The organism is Rhodopseudomonas palustris, from assembly GCF_007005445.1.
Classification (GTDB): Bacteria; Pseudomonadota; Alphaproteobacteria; order Rhizobiales; family Xanthobacteraceae; genus Rhodopseudomonas; species Rhodopseudomonas palustris_G.
In genome coordinates this window covers 1,058,249-1,072,681 of record NZ_CP041387.1, presented here as the reverse complement: position 1 = coordinate 1,072,681, position 14,433 = coordinate 1,058,249, and the positions used below count along the sequence as shown (strand labels likewise).

Below are 14,433 nucleotides of genomic sequence, written 5' to 3'. Positions count from 1 at the left end.
TGGATTGCTTCGCTACGCTCGCAATGACGGTGAGAGGCGGCGCGCACCGCTCCTCGCAATGACGGGGAGAGGCTGTGCACACACTCCCCCATCCCTCACGCAAACAGCCCGTGCATGTACCAGCGCGGCTGGCCGCTGCCGCCTACTTCCGGCATCGCCTCGCTGCCGTACAGGCCGTCGCGATACAGCCAGAACCGCGCGCCGTCCTCGTCCTCGATCCGGAAGTAATCGCGGGTCAGGCCGGGCTCGGCGGCGCGCCACCATTCCATGGCGATGCGCTCCGGGCCCTCGGCTCGTGTGACGCGGTGGGTGACGCGGCGCCAGGTGAACTGCGCCGGCGGACCGTCCGGCACGCCGGCCAGCACCTCGATCGGCTCCGGTGGCTGCAACAGCCGCAAGGGCCGCAGCGGCGGTTCGTCGGCCCGCGCCGGCCACGGCGCATCGCCCGGCTCAGGCGGACAATGCTGCACCGGTACGGCGAGCGCGGCGCGCTCGGGGATATGCGTATCCTGCGGCAGATAGCGCACCACCCGCTTGGCCCCGAGCCGCGCCGCCAGCGTGTCGGCCAGTAGCGCGACGTCCTCGGCCTGATGCGCGGTGGTGTCGAAACCGCGCTGCGCCTGGGTCACCGCCACGCTGACGCTGGCGGCGAGCCGGATCAGATCGAAGCCGAAACCGGGATCGAGCGGATCGGCGAGCGCGTCGAGCTTCTCGGCGAACAGGCGCTGCACCACCTCGACCCGCGTCACCGGCTGTCCGGTTTCGACGCTGATGCTGCGCACCGCGCCGTCGCTGCGGAAGAAGCTCGCGGTGAGCTGGCGCGCGCCTTTGCCGCTCCGCTCCATCGCGGCGATCAGCAGCCGCGCCAGCGCCAGCAGCGTCGGCAGAATGACCTCGGTGGTGGCAACCGGTTCAGGGAAATTCTTGTCGACCACATAGTCCGGTGCCGGCCGCCGCGGCGAGATCGGCGCGTCGTCTTCGCCGGTCGCTTGGCGCAGCACCGCGACGAAGCCTTCGCCGAACCTTGCGGCGAGTTCGGTCGGCTGCCGCGCCAGCACTTCACCGACAGTCTTGAACCCGGCGCGGCGCAGGCCGCGTACGATCGCGTCATCGACGCCCAGCGCCGCCACCGGCAGCGGCGCCACCGCGCGCAGCTCTTCGCCCGGCGCGACGATCAGGCCGGAGCCGCCGCGGGTCAGCGCCCGCGCCGCCACCGCAGTGCCGGCGATCGCAGCGCTGACCGCAAAGCCCTGCCGCGTCAGCGCCGCGGTCAGCGTGTTCAGCAGCTTGGCCTCGTCGCCGAACAGATGCGCGCAGCCGGTGATGTCGAGCAGCAGCCCGTCGGCGCCGTCGAGCGCCACCAGCGGCGTGAAGCGATCGCACCAGTCGGCAATCGCATTCAGCAGAGCCGCATCGGCGTGCGGGTCGTGATCGATGACATCGACCGCCGGATGCATCGCCCGCACGGTGGCGAGCGGCATGCCGGGCATCACCTCGCCACGGCTCGCGCGCGCATCGCACGCGACCACCACCAGCGCGTTGTCGCGCTTGGCGGCGACGACACGCGGCGGCGGAGGCGCAGCATCAGCCGGCGAGCCGGTGCTCGCCTGCGGCGAGGCCCGTTCGACCCGATCGGTCGAAAGCCTCGGCAGCCAAAGGCCGAGGATACGCCTGCGGTTCACGGAAGCGGCACGCATCACAATTCCATTCCATGATCCAGCGGCCGGTCTGGCCGCGACGATTGCGAACAAGCGAGGTGTCGAGCACCGGGGCGCCCCAGCCTTCGATCGGCGGCGAAGGCGCCGCGCGCACCACCCAGCGCGTCTCTGCCGTGGAGGCCTGCGGCGCAGCGGCGATCCGCAGCATCAGCGCGGTGACGCCGGACTGCTGCGCCGCCAATGTCAGTTTGCGCGAGGCGACGGCATCGAACGCGCGGGTCTCGCCCCACAGTTCGGTGATCACCGCGCCGAGCCCGTTGCAGGCCAGCGCATCGGCGGCGGCGCGGAGTGCGCTGTCGGCATCGTGCGCGCGTACCATCACCAAGCGGCGCGGGTCGAAGCCGAGTTCGGCGAGGCCCGCCATCGCCAGTTCGCCGTTCTCGCGCGCGGAAAAATCCTGGCGGATCCACAACAGATAACGTGCCTCGGCGAGACGCTGCGCCACGCCGGCGACGAAGCCGGTCGCAGCGCTGGCCTGGTGGCCATCGCAGAACACTTCGTGCAGCGCGCCCTGCATCAGGCCGCCGTGCAGCACCGCATCGACGTCGTCATGGCCGAGCGGCACGCGGCGCAGCGTCTCCGCCGTCCCGCTTTCGAGCCGGTCGATTTCGCCCTGCAGGCGCGCAAGCATGTCGAGGCGCGCGCTGTCCATGCGCCGTTCCTTTTCCGCTGCCGTTTTTTCGGATTCGATGAACCCGTTGCCGGCTCATTTGTTCATGATATGTTCTAATAAATCCCTGCCTTGGTGCGGAGTCAATCGGGATCGCACCGAGGTCTTGCGGCAAATTTTTTCGCGAGATGAATCAAGGAGATTCCAAGCATGGACGTGCAGCGCAAGCTGGCCATCCTGGCGGACGCGGCGAAATACGACGCCTCCTGCGCCTCCAGCGGGACGGAGAAACGCGACAGTCGGGACGGCAAGGGGCTCGGCTCGACCGCGCCCGGCATGGGCATCTGCCATTCTTATGCGCCGGACGGCCGCTGCATCTCGCTGCTCAAGGTGCTGCTGACCAACGCCTGCGCCTACGACTGCCTGTATTGCGTCAACCGTGCGTCGTCGAACGTGCCACGCGCCCGCTTCACCGTCGACGAAGTGGTGCAGCTCACGCTCGACTTCTATCGCCGCAACTACATCGAGGGGCTGTTCCTGTCCTCGGGCATCATCCGCAGCGCCGACTACACCATGGAGCAGATCGTCGAAGTGGCGCGGCGCCTCCGGGAGGAGCATCACTTCCGCGGCTACATTCATCTGAAGACGATTCCGGAAGCCGACGACGCGCTGATCGCCAAGGCCGGCCGCTATGCCGACCGGCTCAGCATCAACATCGAGGTGCCGGAGGAGACCAGCCTCGCTCAGTTGGCGCCGGAGAAGAACGTCCGCGCCATCCGCCGCACCATGGGCCGGCTGCGCTTGAAGCTGGATGAAGCGACCGAAGCGAAGAAAGCCCCGACGCGGACCAAGCCGCCGCGCTTCGCACCGGCCGGCCAGAGCACGCAGATGATCGTCGGCGCCGACGCCGCCACCGACCAGACCATCCTCGACACGTCCGCCAATCTCTACGGCTCGTACAATCTGAAGCGGGTGTACTACTCGGCGTTCAGCCCGATCCCGGATTCCAGCCGCGCTTTGCCCTTGCAGGCACCGCCGCTGGTGCGCGAACATCGGCTGTACCAGGCCGACTGGCTGATGCGGTTCTACGGCTTCGAGGCCGGCGAGATCATCGATCCGGCCGCCGGGATGCTGTCGCTGGAAATCGATCCGAAACTGGCCTGGGCGCTGCGCCACCGCGAGCGCTTCCCGCTCGACGTCAACCGCGCCAGCCGCGAGGAATTGCTGCGGATTCCGGGCTTCGGCCGCAAGGCGGTCGACCGCATCATCGACACCCGCCGCAACAGCGCGATCCGCAGCTCGGACCTCGCCAAACTCCACATCCCACGGAACAAGGCGCTGCCGTTCATCGTTCTCCCCGACCACCGCCCGCCGGCTTACCAGCTCGACGGCGCGCGGCTGGCGGAGCGGTTTCGGCCGAAGGCGCAGCAGTTGGGATTTGGGTTTTGACGATCAGCGTCATTGCGAGCGCAGCGAAGCGACGAAACAATCCAGCACTTTGCCCTGAGCTGGATTGCTTCGCTTCGCTCGCAATGACGGGGATGGATGATTAGCTACAAGCGCGACCTCATCCTGAGGAGGCTGCGCAGCAGCCGTCTCGAAGGATGGAGCCACGCACCTGCGGCCATCCTTCGAGACGCCTCGGCTAAGCCCTGCGGGCTTTGCCGAGTCTCCTCAGGATGAGGGCTGTGCCATGTTGCAAGCGCGACCTGTGCATAACTAACAAGTTGGCTAACCAAAGGCACATGCACCGCATCCGGCTCGACAGCGACACCGATTTCGACGGCTGGCGCAAGGCGGCGCGGGAGCTGGTGCTGGCGGACGTGGCACCGGCGGATATCACCTGGAGCGTGACGGGCGACGAGCCGGAGCTGTTCGACGCGGCGGGGCTGTCGCCGGATGCGGGAGCCTTTGCTGAAACGGCCGCGCCGTTCACACACTTTACCCAATCGCCCTCCCCCGCGCAGACCTTCAACGTCCCCGCCCGCTTCGTCGAGCTGGCGCAACTCGCCATCCTGCACCGCGATCCGCAGCGCTTCGCATATCTGTATCAGTTGCTGTGGCGTCTCCGCGCCAATCCCGAGCTGATGCAGGTGGCGACCGATCCCGACGTGGCGCGGCTTTCGGCGATGGCCAAGGCGGTGCGGCGCGACGAGCACAAGATGCACGCCTTCGTCCGGTTCCGCGAGATCGGCCGCGAGCCGAAGTCGCGCTACGTCGCCTGGTTCGAACCCGAGCATCATATCGTCGAGCTGGCCGCGCCGTTCTTCGCCCGCCGCTTCGCCGATATGGAATGGTCGATCCTGACGCCCGACGTCTGCGCGCATTGGGACGGCCACAGGGTTGCGATCACGCCCGGCGTCACCAAGGCGATGGCGCCGTCGGAGGATCGCCTCGAACAAACCTGGCTCACCTACTACGCCAGCATCTTCAATCCGGCGCGGCTGAAGACCAAGGCGATGCAGGCCGAGATGCCGAAGAAATATTGGCGCAATCTGCCCGAAGCGGCGCTGATCAAACCGCTGATCGAACACGCCGAGCGCAAGGCGCACGCGATGGTCGCGGCCGAGGCGACCGCGCCGAGGAAGCCGCAGCGACAGGAGCAACCGATGACGAGAGCCAAGCCCAAGGCCGACACGCTGGCGCATCTGCGCGAGGAAGCGAAAGATTGCCGCGCCTGCGACCTGTGGAAGGACGCCACCCAGACCGTGTTCGGCGAAGGTCCGCAGCATGCCACCGTGATGCTGGTCGGCGAACAGCCCGGCGACAAGGAAGACCTCGCCGGCAAGCCGTTCGTCGGCCCGGCCGGGCAGATGCTCGATCGGGCGCTGGCGGAAGCCGGCGTCGACCGCAGCAAGACCTATGTGACCAACGCAGTGAAGCACTTCAAATTCGTGCCGCGCGGCAAGATCCGCCTGCACCAGAAGCCGAACACGCCGGAGATCAAGGCGTGCCGGCAATGGTACGAGCGCGAACTCGCCGCGGTGCAGCCGCTGCTGGTCGTCGCCATGGGCGCCACCGCGGCGCAGAGCGTGCTCGGCAAGGTGACGCCAATCAACGCCAATCGCGGCCATCTGATCGACCGCGACGACGGCCCGCAGGTGCTGGTGACGGTGCATCCATCGTATCTGCTGCGCCTGCCTGACGCCGAGGCCAAAGAGCGCGAATACGCCCGCTTCGTCGACGACCTGAAAATCGTCGCCGCGCATCTGAGGAAGGCGGATGTGGCGTAGCGTGACGCGCCGATGACGCAGCGCGGGGTCGCTGCGCCTTTCGCACGTCCTCGGCAGCATCTATTTCCATTCGACGGAATGGCCGCGAAATTTGGTAACCGTCGCAACTTGCGCGGGTTGAGCAACCGCGCCGAACCGGCTAACCCTCCGCTGCACTGCCAACGCTGCAGCGCAGCGTGTGCGCCGCAAGACCAACAACAACAGCGAGGATTTCCCCTGATGTCGGCCCTCTCCCGATCGATCGCCACCCTGGCGACCGTCGCCCTGCTGACCGCTTCGAGCGGCCAGGCGATGGCGCAGAAGAAATACGGCCCCGGCGCCAGCGACACCGAAGTCAAGATCGGCAACATCGTGCCGTATTCCGGCCCCGCCTCGGCCTATGGCAGCGTCGGCCGGGCGCAGGAAGCCTATTTCAAGATGATCAACGACAAGGGCGGCATCAACGGCCGCAAGATCGTCTACATCTCCTACGACGACGCCTATTCGCCGCCGAAGGCCGTCGAACAGACCCGCAAGCTGGTCGAGAGCGACGAAGTGCTGTTCATGTTCTCGCCGCTCGGCACGCCGTCGAACACCGCGATCCAGAAATATCTCAACGCCAAGAAGGTCCCGCATCTGTTCCTGGCATCGGGCGCCACCAAATGGAACGATCCGAAGCACTTCCCGTGGACGATGGGCTGGCTGCCGAGCTACCAGAGCGAAGGCCGGATCTACGCCAAGTACATCCTGAAGGAGAAGCCGGACGCCAAGATCGCCGTGCTGTACCAGGGCGACGATTTCGGCAAGGACTATCTGAAGGGCCTCAAGGACGGACTCGGTGCCAAGGCGTCCCAGGTCGTGATCGAGGACAGCTACGAACTGACCGAGCCGACCGTCGACTCCCACATCGTCAAGATCAAGGCCGCCAATCCGGACGTGCTGGTGATCTTCGCGACGCCGAAATTCGCCGCGCAGACCATCAAGAAGGTCGCCGAGCTGGCGTGGAAGCCGATGATGATCGTGCCGAACGTGTCGGCCTCGACCGGCAGCGTGATGAAGCCGGCCGGCTTCGAGAATGCCCAGGGCATCGTCTCCGCCTCCTACGCCAAGGACGCCACCGACAAGCAGTGGGAAAACGACCCGGGCATGAAGGCCTACTACGAGTTCATGGCCAAGTACGCGCCTGATGCCAGCCGCGCCGATTCTTCTTTCATGACCGGCTACAACATCGCCGAGACGGTAGCTGTGCTGATCAAGCAGTGCGGCGACGACCTCAGCCGTGAAAACGTCATGAAGCAGGCGGCCAACCTGAAGGGTGTCCAGCTCGGAGGTCTGCTGCCGGGCGTGACGCTCAACACCTCGGCGACCGACTTCGCGCCGATCGAGCAGTTGCAGATGATGCGGTTCGAAGGCCAGAACTGGAAGCTGTTCGGCGACGTGATCGAAGGCGAAGTGCATTCGCCGAACGGCGGCTAGTCGCTCCCTCACCTTCGTCATTCCGGGGCGCCGCGCAGCGGCGAACCCGGAATCTCGAACTGCCCTGAACCTCTGGATCCCGGGTTCGCTCGCTGCGCGAGCGCCCCGGGATGACGGCCTGAGGCGGCCGTCACTTGCCGGCCCGGGGCGCGCCTGCCACAACGGGCACATGACCGATCATCGCCCGCTGCTCCGCGCCATTTTCGATGCGGCCGTCGCCGCCGCGCACCCGGATCGCATCCTCGCACCGCATCTGCCGCCGGCCCCGCCGGGCCGGATCATCTGCCTCGCCGCCGGCAAGAGCGCCGCCGCGATGGCCGCGGCCGCGGAACGGCATTATCTCGACAACTCGGGCCTGGAACCGTCACGGCTGGTCGGCATCGCCACCACCCGCCACGGCCACCGCGTGCCGACCCGCCGCGTCGAGGTGATCGAGGCCGGCCATCCGATGCCCGACGCCGCCGGCGTGCGCGGGGCAGAAGCCAGCCTCGCCCTCGCCGCCACCGCGACGCCGGGCGATCTGCTGCTGGTGCTGCTGTCGGGCGGCGGCTCGGCCAACTGGATCGCGCCGGCCGACGGCGTGACGCTGGCGCAGAAGCAGCAGGCGACCCGCGCACTGCTGCGCTCCGGCGCGCCGATCGGCGAGATCAATACGGTGCGCAGACATCTGTCGCGGATCAAAGGCGGCCGCCTCGCCCGCGCCGGGCAGCACGCCGGTCAGATCGTGACGCTGGCGATCTCCGACGTGCCGCGCGACGAGCCCTCCGCAATCGCCTCCGGCCCCACGGTGCCTGACCCGACCACGCTAGCCGACGCGCGGGCGCTGGTGGCACGCTATCAACTCGAGCTGGATCCGGCGATCGCCGCCGCGCTGAACGATCAGCGCAACGAGAGCGTCAAGGCCGGCGACGCCGCATTCGCCCGCGCCCGGTTCGAGATCATTGCACGGCCACGACAGTCGCTCGATGCGGCGATCCAAGTTGCGCGCGACGCCGGCTACGAGGTTGCCGATCTCGGCGCTGATCTCGAAGGTGAAGCCCGCGAGGTTGCCGCCGCGCATGCCCGGCTCGCGCGCGAGGCTCGGGCTTCCGGGCTCAAACTGGCGATCCTGTCCGGCGGCGAACTCACCGTCACAGTACGCGGCCAGGGCCGCGGCGGTCCCAACCAGGAATACGCGCTGGCGCTGGCGCAGCACTTGTCCGACCTGCCCGACATCGCCGCACTCGCCGCCGACACCGATGGCGCCGACGGCGGCGCCGGCAACGCCGACGATCCCGCCGGCGCGCTAATCGACGCCGCGACCTTCGCGCAGATCGAGGCGCTGCAGCTCGACCCCGCCGCCTGTCTCGCGAACAACGACGCCACCGGCTTCTTCGCCCAGACCGGCGGCCTGCTGATCACCGGCCCGACGCTGACCAACGTCAACGATATCCGGGTGATCTTGGTGTGAGGCGTCCACCCCTATCGTCATTGCGAGGAGCGCAGCGACGAAGCAATCCAGGACGCGGGGCACGGAGCTTCTGGATTGCTTCGCTTCGCTCGCAATGACGACGTCTCTCGACTTGAGCCTGCTACTCCGCCGCCTTCGGCTGCCGCCGGTCGAGTGACGACAGCGCCTGCAGCAGCACTGTGCGGACACGGTCGCTGTCGGTGGCGGCAACGGCTGCGGTGTCGAGGCGGAAGTCGAAGCCGGGCACCTTCTCGATCACCACCGCCGAGGCTTCGCTGCCGTCGCGGAGCTGATCGACCGCATACGGCACCACCTCGCGGCTGATCCCCTTCATGGTGATCGAGGACAGCGCATGGGCGTCGACGATGTCGCTGACCAGCGCATAGGTCTCGTAGGACACCACGATGCCGCCAGGCTCCGCGATCGATTGCAGCCGAGCGGCGAGGTTCGCCTCGGCGCCGATGATGGTGTAGTCCATCCGGTCGGCGCTGCCGAAATTGCCGACATTGCAATAGCCGGAATTGATCCCGATCCGCGACCGAAACGGCTGCTCGATCCCGGCGGCGCGCCATTTGGCATTGAGTTCGGACAGCCGGCGCTGCATCGCCCACGCCATCCGCACGCAGGCCTGGGCGTCGGCGCGGTCGCCTTTGGTCTCCGGATCGCCGAAGAAGATCAGCATCGCGTCGCCGATGAACTTGTCGATGGTACCGCCATAGCGATGCGCGATCTCCGACATCTCGGTGAAGTACTCGTTGAGGAGCTGGGTGATCAGTTCCGGCTGCAGCCGCTCGGTGGTGGCGGTGAAATTCTGGATGTCGGAGAAGAAGATCGTCAGCTTCTTGCGCTCGGTGTGGATGACGACGTCCTTCTGCCCGGAGAAGATGCTCTTGTAGATCTGCGGCGGGATGTAGCGCGAGATCTTCATCGACAGCGAAGCCAGAAAGTCGTTGTTGGTCTCGAGCTCGCGGTTCATCGCAACGATCTTCAGCGATTGCCGGCGTTGCATCGCCAGGAACGACACACCGCACACCGCCGCCAGCACAAAATACGCCAGCAGGAACTTGAACGAGAACAGGTTGGCGGCGATCGGCTGGGTAATCATCACCTCCTGGATGCCGCGGACGTCGCCGACCTTCCAGTCGCGCTTCGGGCTTTCGGGATGAGTGTTGTGGCAGGCGACGCAGGCCGGCGCCATCGTCACCGGCGACACCAGCCGGACGCTGTCGCTGAACAGCCCGGCTGATGCCGACACGATGTTCTCGCTCGAGTCCTTGCGCAGCGCCGCAAGCGCGTCGCGCTCGAAGGCGTCGAGCTGATGCGGCGCGCGATTGGCGAACGGATAATCCGAAACGAAGCGGTAGGTGATATTGCTCTGCTGCTCGCCGATCACCTTGCCGAGCTCGAGCGACAGTGTCGCCGGGATCGGAATCGCGCCGGGCACGGTCTCGTAATCGTGGATCACCTGCACCTGGCCGGGATGGGCCAAGATCCGCCCCACCACGTTGGCGGCGTAATAGTGGCGGACGCTCTTGATCACCGAATTCAGGTCGGACGCCTGCCGGCGCAAGGCCGCGTCGACGAGGTTGGTGAGATCGAGCCACACCGCCAGCGGCAGGCCGAGCAGCAGCACCGCGATCGCGAGGCCGGTCCACCATCCGCGGGCGCGCAGATCCTCGGTGTCTGACTTGTCCATGCCGCCCAGCCCTGGTTGCCGCCGTGGCCGGCAACCTAAAGCGCGGGCGGTATAAAGGGAAGCATCCGAGGTGCAGGGCTACCCATCGGAGGCGGCCGATCCCGCTCCAATCGCCCGCTTGGCCGGCTGGTGGTGGGGCGGAGCGGGAGCGCTGGGTGCGTGGTGGGCGATTGCGCCAAAGCCGGTGCGCCGGCCGACAGAATCAGGCATGTCAGCCAGAGACTCACGGGTACGCAGCAAGCGAAGGCGTCCCGTTCGGCGAGCCGGGCGTCCGATGCATTGTTTCCGCGTGGCTGTCCCTTTACTGTTCGCGTCAGGGCGTTCCACGGCGGCGGGTGCATGCACGAACTGATTGGCGATATCACGCTGAGCATCCTGTTCGCCTGGCTGCTCGGACTGGTCGCGCATTTTTTCCGCCAGCCGCTGATCCTCGCCTACCTCGTCGCCGGCTTCGTGATCGGCCCGTTCGGCCTCGGCTGGGTCAAGTCGGAGAACTCGATCGCGGTGATCTCCGAACTCGGCCTGATCTTCATGCTGTTCATGATCGGGCTGGAGATCGACCTGAAGAAGATCATCCGCGCCGGCCCGGTGATCCTGGTCGCGGCCGGTGGCCAGATCGCCGGCGGCGTGCTGCTCGGCATCGCGTTCTTCGTCGGCATCGGGCTGGCGTTCGGCGGCGGCCATTTCGACGCGCTGTACCTGACGGTGGCCTGCGCGCTGTCGTCCACCGTGATCATCGTCAAGGTGCTGTACGAGAAGCGCGAGCTCGACACCCTGCCCGGCCGGATCACACTCGGTATCCTGGTGCTGCAAGACATCTTCGCGATCCTGTTCCTGGCGGTGCAGCCCAGTCTCGCCGACCTCCAGATCTCCGTGCTGCTGATCTCGGTCGGCCGCGTCGCCGCGCTGGTCGCGACCGCGCTGCTGCTGTCGCGCTATGTGCTGCCCTGGCTGTTCCATCGCATCGCCCGCACGCCCGAACTGGTGCTGCTCGGGGCTCTGGCCTGGTGCTTCCTGATCGGCGAAACCGCCGAGCGGCTGCACCTGTCGCGCGAGATGGGCGCGCTGGTCGCCGGCGTGTCGTTGTCGACCTTCCCCTATGCGCTCGACGTCACCGCCAAGGTGACGACGCTGCGGGATTTCTTCATCACCCTGTTCTTCGTCGCGCTCGGCATGACGATCCCGATCCCGAACGGCTCGGTGATCGGGCTGGCGCTGGCGATCGCGGTCTTCACGCTCGCGAGCCGGCTGCTCACCACCTTCGTGCCGCTGTATCTGATGAAGCAGGGCCTGCGCGCCAGCCTGCTGCCGGCGCTCAATCTGGCGCAGATCAGCGAATTTTCGCTGGTGGTGATCCAGACCGGCATCGCCGCCGGCCACATCGGCACCCAAACCGCGAGCGCCGCCTCGTTCGCCTTCGTATTGCTGGCGGTGCTGTCGACCTTCGTGATCATGCGCAGCGATCCGATCACCCGCGGCGCGATCGGGACGATGACCAGGCTCGGCTTCCGCGATCTCGGCCAGCAGCAGAGCGGCGCCGACGCCGCCGCCGAGGCCGGCCACGGCGCGGTGCATCGCATCGTCATCCTCGGCTTCTTCCGCGCCGCAAGCGCCCTGGTCAGCGAAATCGAGCGCCACGCGCCCGAGCGGCTCAAGCAGATCAGCGTGATCGACTTCAACCCGACGGTGTACCGCACCCTCACCGAGCGGGGCATGCACGTGATCTACGGCGACATCAGCAACGTCGACACGCTGCTGCACGCCGGCGTCGCCAAGGCCGAGATCATCATCCTCAGCGTGCCGGATTCGCTGCTGAAGGGCGCCACCAACGAGCGGCTGGTGCGCCACGTCCGGGCCCTCAATCCGACCGCGCAGATCGTCGCCACGGCGGATCTGCTGACCGATGTCGAGGCGATGTACCAGGCCGGCGCCGACTACGTCACCGTCACCCGGATCACCGAAGCGCAGGAGCTGTTCGACGTGATCGAAGCCGCCGACCACGGCCTGCTGGCCGACAAGCGCGCCGCGCTCGACGCCCGCCTCTCCGAACGCCGGGAAGTACTCCCGTAGTAGCGACACAGACGCGATTTCGCCTCATAGTTGCATCGAAACCACAGACTCGACGAAGCGCCGGCGTATAGTCGGCGATCATTTTGGTTCGTCGTTTTGTCGTTGTTCGTGTCATTGCCCGAGGCACGCGATGTGGAAGAGCATCGTTTCGGCTGGGATGGCCGTGCTGCTGACCGGGTGCGCGATCCACCCGCTGCCGGAGGATTTCTCCGGGGTCGACACGCCCGACATCGTCAAGCGCATCCGCTGCGAGACGCGGGACGCGGTCCAGACCGTGGTGATCGCCTGGATCGACAAGCTCGCCGCGAGCGGCGATCCGATCGCCCAGCAGCTCAGCGTCACCTACGCCGGGGATCGCGAAGCGACCAGCAGCTTCGGCCCCGAACTGTTTCCTGGCCCTGCCTACGGCAAGGTCCGGACGATGATCGACACGTTCTACAAGACCGGCGTCGCCTATAATTTCGACCTCAACATCACCGAAGACAACGACCTGACCTCGCAGGCCAACCTGCTGCGGATCCTGCCCGAGCACGTGTTCAGGCTGAACGTCGGCGCCGGCGCGCTGCGCAAGCGCAGCAACCAACGTACCTTCACCGTCACCGACACCTTCGGCTATCTGCTCAAGACGTTGAACGACCCGGCGCGAGGCCGCTATTGCGACGGGCAGATCGTCGCGGCGAACTACATCTATCCGATCACCGGGCGGATCGGCGTCGAGAAACTGGTCAAAGATTTCATCGAGCTGACGCTGTTCGGCAATCTCGCCGGCAGCAATCACGGCGCGGTCCCGGCGATGACCGACAAGCTGGTGTTCACCACCACCTTGAACGCGAGCGCCACGCCGAGCGTCGTGTTCACCCGCGTCACCACCGCGTTCGAGCTCGCCGACGCGCAATTGACCGCGAGCGCCAAGCGCAGCGACGTGCATCAGGTCGCGATCGCGCTGGCCCTCGCCGGGGATCGCGTCGTCGATCTTGCATCACTGCGGACCTATCTGTTCACGGCGCCGCGCACCGGCACGGCCCCGACTGCAGCGACCCGCCGCACGGGCGGCTCGCAGACCCTCTACGTCGGCGATCGCGTCACCGGCGGCGGAACGCCGTCCGAGGTGCTCGCCGTGATCGCGATCGACCAGATGAAGCGTCGTGAGCTGCAGCTTTACCCGGCACAATGACCGAGGAGACAATGATGGCAGGCGGAGCAGGGAGATCAACAACAAAGGCCAAAGCGAAGTCGAACGCAAAATCGAAAGCGAAGGCAGCACCGAAATCTGCGGCACCGAAATCTGCGGCACCGAAACAAACGCCGACGAAACAGGCTGCCGGACCTTTCACCCGCTACGTGTCGCCGGCCGCCGCCGTCGTGCGGTTCTGCCGCTCGCTGACGCCTGAGGAAGCCGAGGACTTCATCGTCCGCGCCGAACGAGCGGAAGCTGTCGTCACCCTGAAGGCAACCTCCGTCGCGTTCGTCGACCGCTTCCTGGTGGCCAAACGAAAGCGCGCGGTGATCGAACTCAACTCGATCACCGCGTCGGTGCGGGAGGTCGATCCCTGCCCGGGGAACGACAAGCGGTGCTTCAAAAAGAGCTGATCGTGGCGGCAGCGCCGGCGCGCTCAGAACTCCCGGGCGATCTTGGCCAGCATCGCCAGCAGCGCATCGCGATTGTCCGGCCCTAGCAGTGCCGTGAGCCGCGCTTCGTGACGGGTCGCCACCAGCTTCTTGGCGCGCGCCAGCGTCGCGCGGCCCTTGTCGGTCAGCATCAGGATGTGCGAGCGCCGGTCGCTCGGGGAGCGGGTGCGCAGGCACAGGCCGCGACTCTCGAGCGCATCGAGCATCGCCACGAAATTCGGCCGCAGGATGCCGAGCGTGGTGGCGATTTCGGTCTGGTTGCGTCCGGGATTGGCATCCAGCAACAACAGCACCGAGAACTGAGCCGGAGTCAGTTGCACGGGCTCGACCGAATGTAGAAAGTCCTCGAACACGCGAAGCTGGGCCCGCTTCAGCGCGTAGCCGAGCAGCTCCGACAGTTCGCCCATCATCAGCTCGGACGCCTCGGCGGCGGGCTCGACCGGCGATGCCTTGCGCGCGGCTCGCGCCGGCTTGGCGACGGCGGCGGTTTTCGATGCGGTCATCGCCGGGCTCGTGATCCTGATCAGCGCAACGGCCGCGCGACGCGTTCGCGGGCCTTGAGCTTATAGTCG

At 66.8% G+C, this 14,433-nt stretch carries 11 protein-coding genes; 7 read left to right on the top strand and 4 right to left on the bottom strand.

Annotated features, from left to right (window positions below):
• Nucleotides 1-95: 95 nt before the first annotated feature.
• Together FLL57_RS04895 and FLL57_RS04890 are read right to left on the bottom strand one after the other, a co-directional pair.
• The gene (locus FLL57_RS04895) at nucleotides 96-1,697 is read right to left on the bottom strand and encodes a Y-family DNA polymerase (protein WP_082315548.1); all 1,602 of its coding nucleotides are present in this window, start codon (nucleotides 1,695-1,697) and stop codon (nucleotides 96-98) included.
• Nucleotides 1,585-2,370, bottom strand: coding sequence for an ImuA family protein (locus FLL57_RS04890; RefSeq protein ID WP_013503405.1), 786 nt, complete (start codon nucleotides 2,368-2,370; stop codon nucleotides 1,585-1,587). Before FLL57_RS04890 ends, FLL57_RS04895 begins: the two co-directional genes overlap by 113 nt.
• Before the next feature lie 168 nt (nucleotides 2,371-2,538).
• Here FLL57_RS04890 and FLL57_RS04885 point away from each other — a divergent pair, with 168 nt between their 5' ends.
• The 4 genes from FLL57_RS04885 to FLL57_RS04870 all read left to right on the top strand — a co-directional run bounded on the left by FLL57_RS04885 (nucleotide 2,539) and on the right by FLL57_RS04870 (nucleotide 8,466).
• Nucleotides 2,539-3,777: a putative DNA modification/repair radical SAM protein gene (locus FLL57_RS04885; protein ID WP_142882279.1), complete on the top strand. Its 1,239-nt coding sequence runs from the start codon at nucleotides 2,539-2,541 to the stop codon at nucleotides 3,775-3,777.
• A gap of 296 nt (nucleotides 3,778-4,073) precedes the next feature.
• On the top strand, nucleotides 4,074-5,561 hold the full coding sequence (locus FLL57_RS04880; protein ID WP_041807434.1) for a UdgX family uracil-DNA binding protein: 1,488 nt from the start codon (nucleotides 4,074-4,076) through the stop codon (nucleotides 5,559-5,561).
• Nucleotides 5,562-5,780: 219 nt separating this feature from the next.
• On the top strand, nucleotides 5,781-7,016 hold the full coding sequence (locus tag FLL57_RS04875; RefSeq protein WP_142882278.1) for an ABC transporter substrate-binding protein: 1,236 nt from the start codon (nucleotides 5,781-5,783) through the stop codon (nucleotides 7,014-7,016).
• Nucleotides 7,017-7,185: 169 nt separating this feature from the next.
• Nucleotides 7,186-8,466: a glycerate kinase type-2 family protein gene (locus FLL57_RS04870; protein ID WP_142882277.1), complete on the top strand. Its 1,281-nt coding sequence runs from the start codon at nucleotides 7,186-7,188 to the stop codon at nucleotides 8,464-8,466.
• A 121-nt stretch (nucleotides 8,467-8,587) separates the two neighbouring features.
• Here the strand turns inward: FLL57_RS04870 and FLL57_RS04865 are convergent, their stop codons facing one another.
• Nucleotides 8,588-10,162 carry an adenylate/guanylate cyclase domain-containing protein gene (locus tag FLL57_RS04865; RefSeq protein ID WP_142882276.1) on the bottom strand — a complete coding sequence of 525 codons (1,575 nt, stop codon included), beginning with the start codon at nucleotides 10,160-10,162 and terminating at the stop codon, nucleotides 8,588-8,590.
• A gap of 339 nt (nucleotides 10,163-10,501) precedes the next feature.
• Here FLL57_RS04865 and FLL57_RS04855 point away from each other — a divergent pair, with 339 nt between their 5' ends.
• From FLL57_RS04855 to FLL57_RS04845, 3 genes are all read left to right on the top strand, one after another.
• The gene (locus FLL57_RS04855) at nucleotides 10,502-12,232 is read left to right on the top strand and encodes a cation:proton antiporter (protein ID WP_142882274.1); all 1,731 of its coding nucleotides are present in this window, start codon (nucleotides 10,502-10,504) and stop codon (nucleotides 12,230-12,232) included.
• 130 nt (nucleotides 12,233-12,362) lie between these two features.
• Nucleotides 12,363-13,406 carry a hypothetical protein gene (locus FLL57_RS04850; RefSeq protein ID WP_013503413.1) on the top strand — a complete coding sequence of 348 codons (1,044 nt, stop codon included), beginning with the start codon at nucleotides 12,363-12,365 and terminating at the stop codon, nucleotides 13,404-13,406.
• Nucleotides 13,403-13,822: a hypothetical protein gene (locus tag FLL57_RS04845; protein ID WP_142882273.1), complete on the top strand. Its 420-nt coding sequence runs from the start codon at nucleotides 13,403-13,405 to the stop codon at nucleotides 13,820-13,822. Before FLL57_RS04850 ends, FLL57_RS04845 begins: the two co-directional genes overlap by 4 nt.
• Nucleotides 13,823-13,845: 23 nt before the next feature.
• Here the strand turns inward: FLL57_RS04845 and FLL57_RS04840 are convergent, their stop codons facing one another.
• Nucleotides 13,846-14,364: a MarR family winged helix-turn-helix transcriptional regulator gene (locus FLL57_RS04840; RefSeq protein ID WP_047308367.1), complete on the bottom strand. Its 519-nt coding sequence runs from the start codon at nucleotides 14,362-14,364 to the stop codon at nucleotides 13,846-13,848.
• Nucleotides 14,365-14,433 lie beyond the last annotated feature (69 nt).

What these genes read in the sequence shown, in the direction of transcription:
- FLL57_RS04895 (WP_082315548.1), bottom strand. Translation starts at nt 1,697, where the DNA reads ATGCGTGCCGCTTCCGTGAACCGCAGGCGTATCCTCGGCCTTTGGCTG.
- FLL57_RS04890 (WP_013503405.1), bottom strand. Translation starts at nt 2,370, where the DNA reads ATGGACAGCGCGCGCCTCGACATGCTTGCGCGCCTGCAGGGCGAAATC.
- FLL57_RS04885 (WP_142882279.1), top strand. Translation starts at nt 2,539, where the DNA reads ATGGACGTGCAGCGCAAGCTGGCCATCCTGGCGGACGCGGCGAAATAC.
- FLL57_RS04880 (WP_041807434.1), top strand. Translation starts at nt 4,074, where the DNA reads ATGCACCGCATCCGGCTCGACAGCGACACCGATTTCGACGGCTGGCGC.
- FLL57_RS04875 (WP_142882278.1), top strand. Translation starts at nt 5,781, where the DNA reads ATGTCGGCCCTCTCCCGATCGATCGCCACCCTGGCGACCGTCGCCCTG.
- FLL57_RS04870 (WP_142882277.1), top strand. Translation starts at nt 7,186, where the DNA reads ATGACCGATCATCGCCCGCTGCTCCGCGCCATTTTCGATGCGGCCGTC.
- FLL57_RS04865 (WP_142882276.1), bottom strand. Translation starts at nt 10,162, where the DNA reads ATGGACAAGTCAGACACCGAGGATCTGCGCGCCCGCGGATGGTGGACC.
- FLL57_RS04855 (WP_142882274.1), top strand. Translation starts at nt 10,502, where the DNA reads ATGCACGAACTGATTGGCGATATCACGCTGAGCATCCTGTTCGCCTGG.
- FLL57_RS04850 (WP_013503413.1), top strand. Translation starts at nt 12,363, where the DNA reads ATGTGGAAGAGCATCGTTTCGGCTGGGATGGCCGTGCTGCTGACCGGG.
- FLL57_RS04845 (WP_142882273.1), top strand. Translation starts at nt 13,403, where the DNA reads ATGACCGAGGAGACAATGATGGCAGGCGGAGCAGGGAGATCAACAACA.
- FLL57_RS04840 (WP_047308367.1), bottom strand. Translation starts at nt 14,364, where the DNA reads ATGACCGCATCGAAAACCGCCGCCGTCGCCAAGCCGGCGCGAGCCGCG.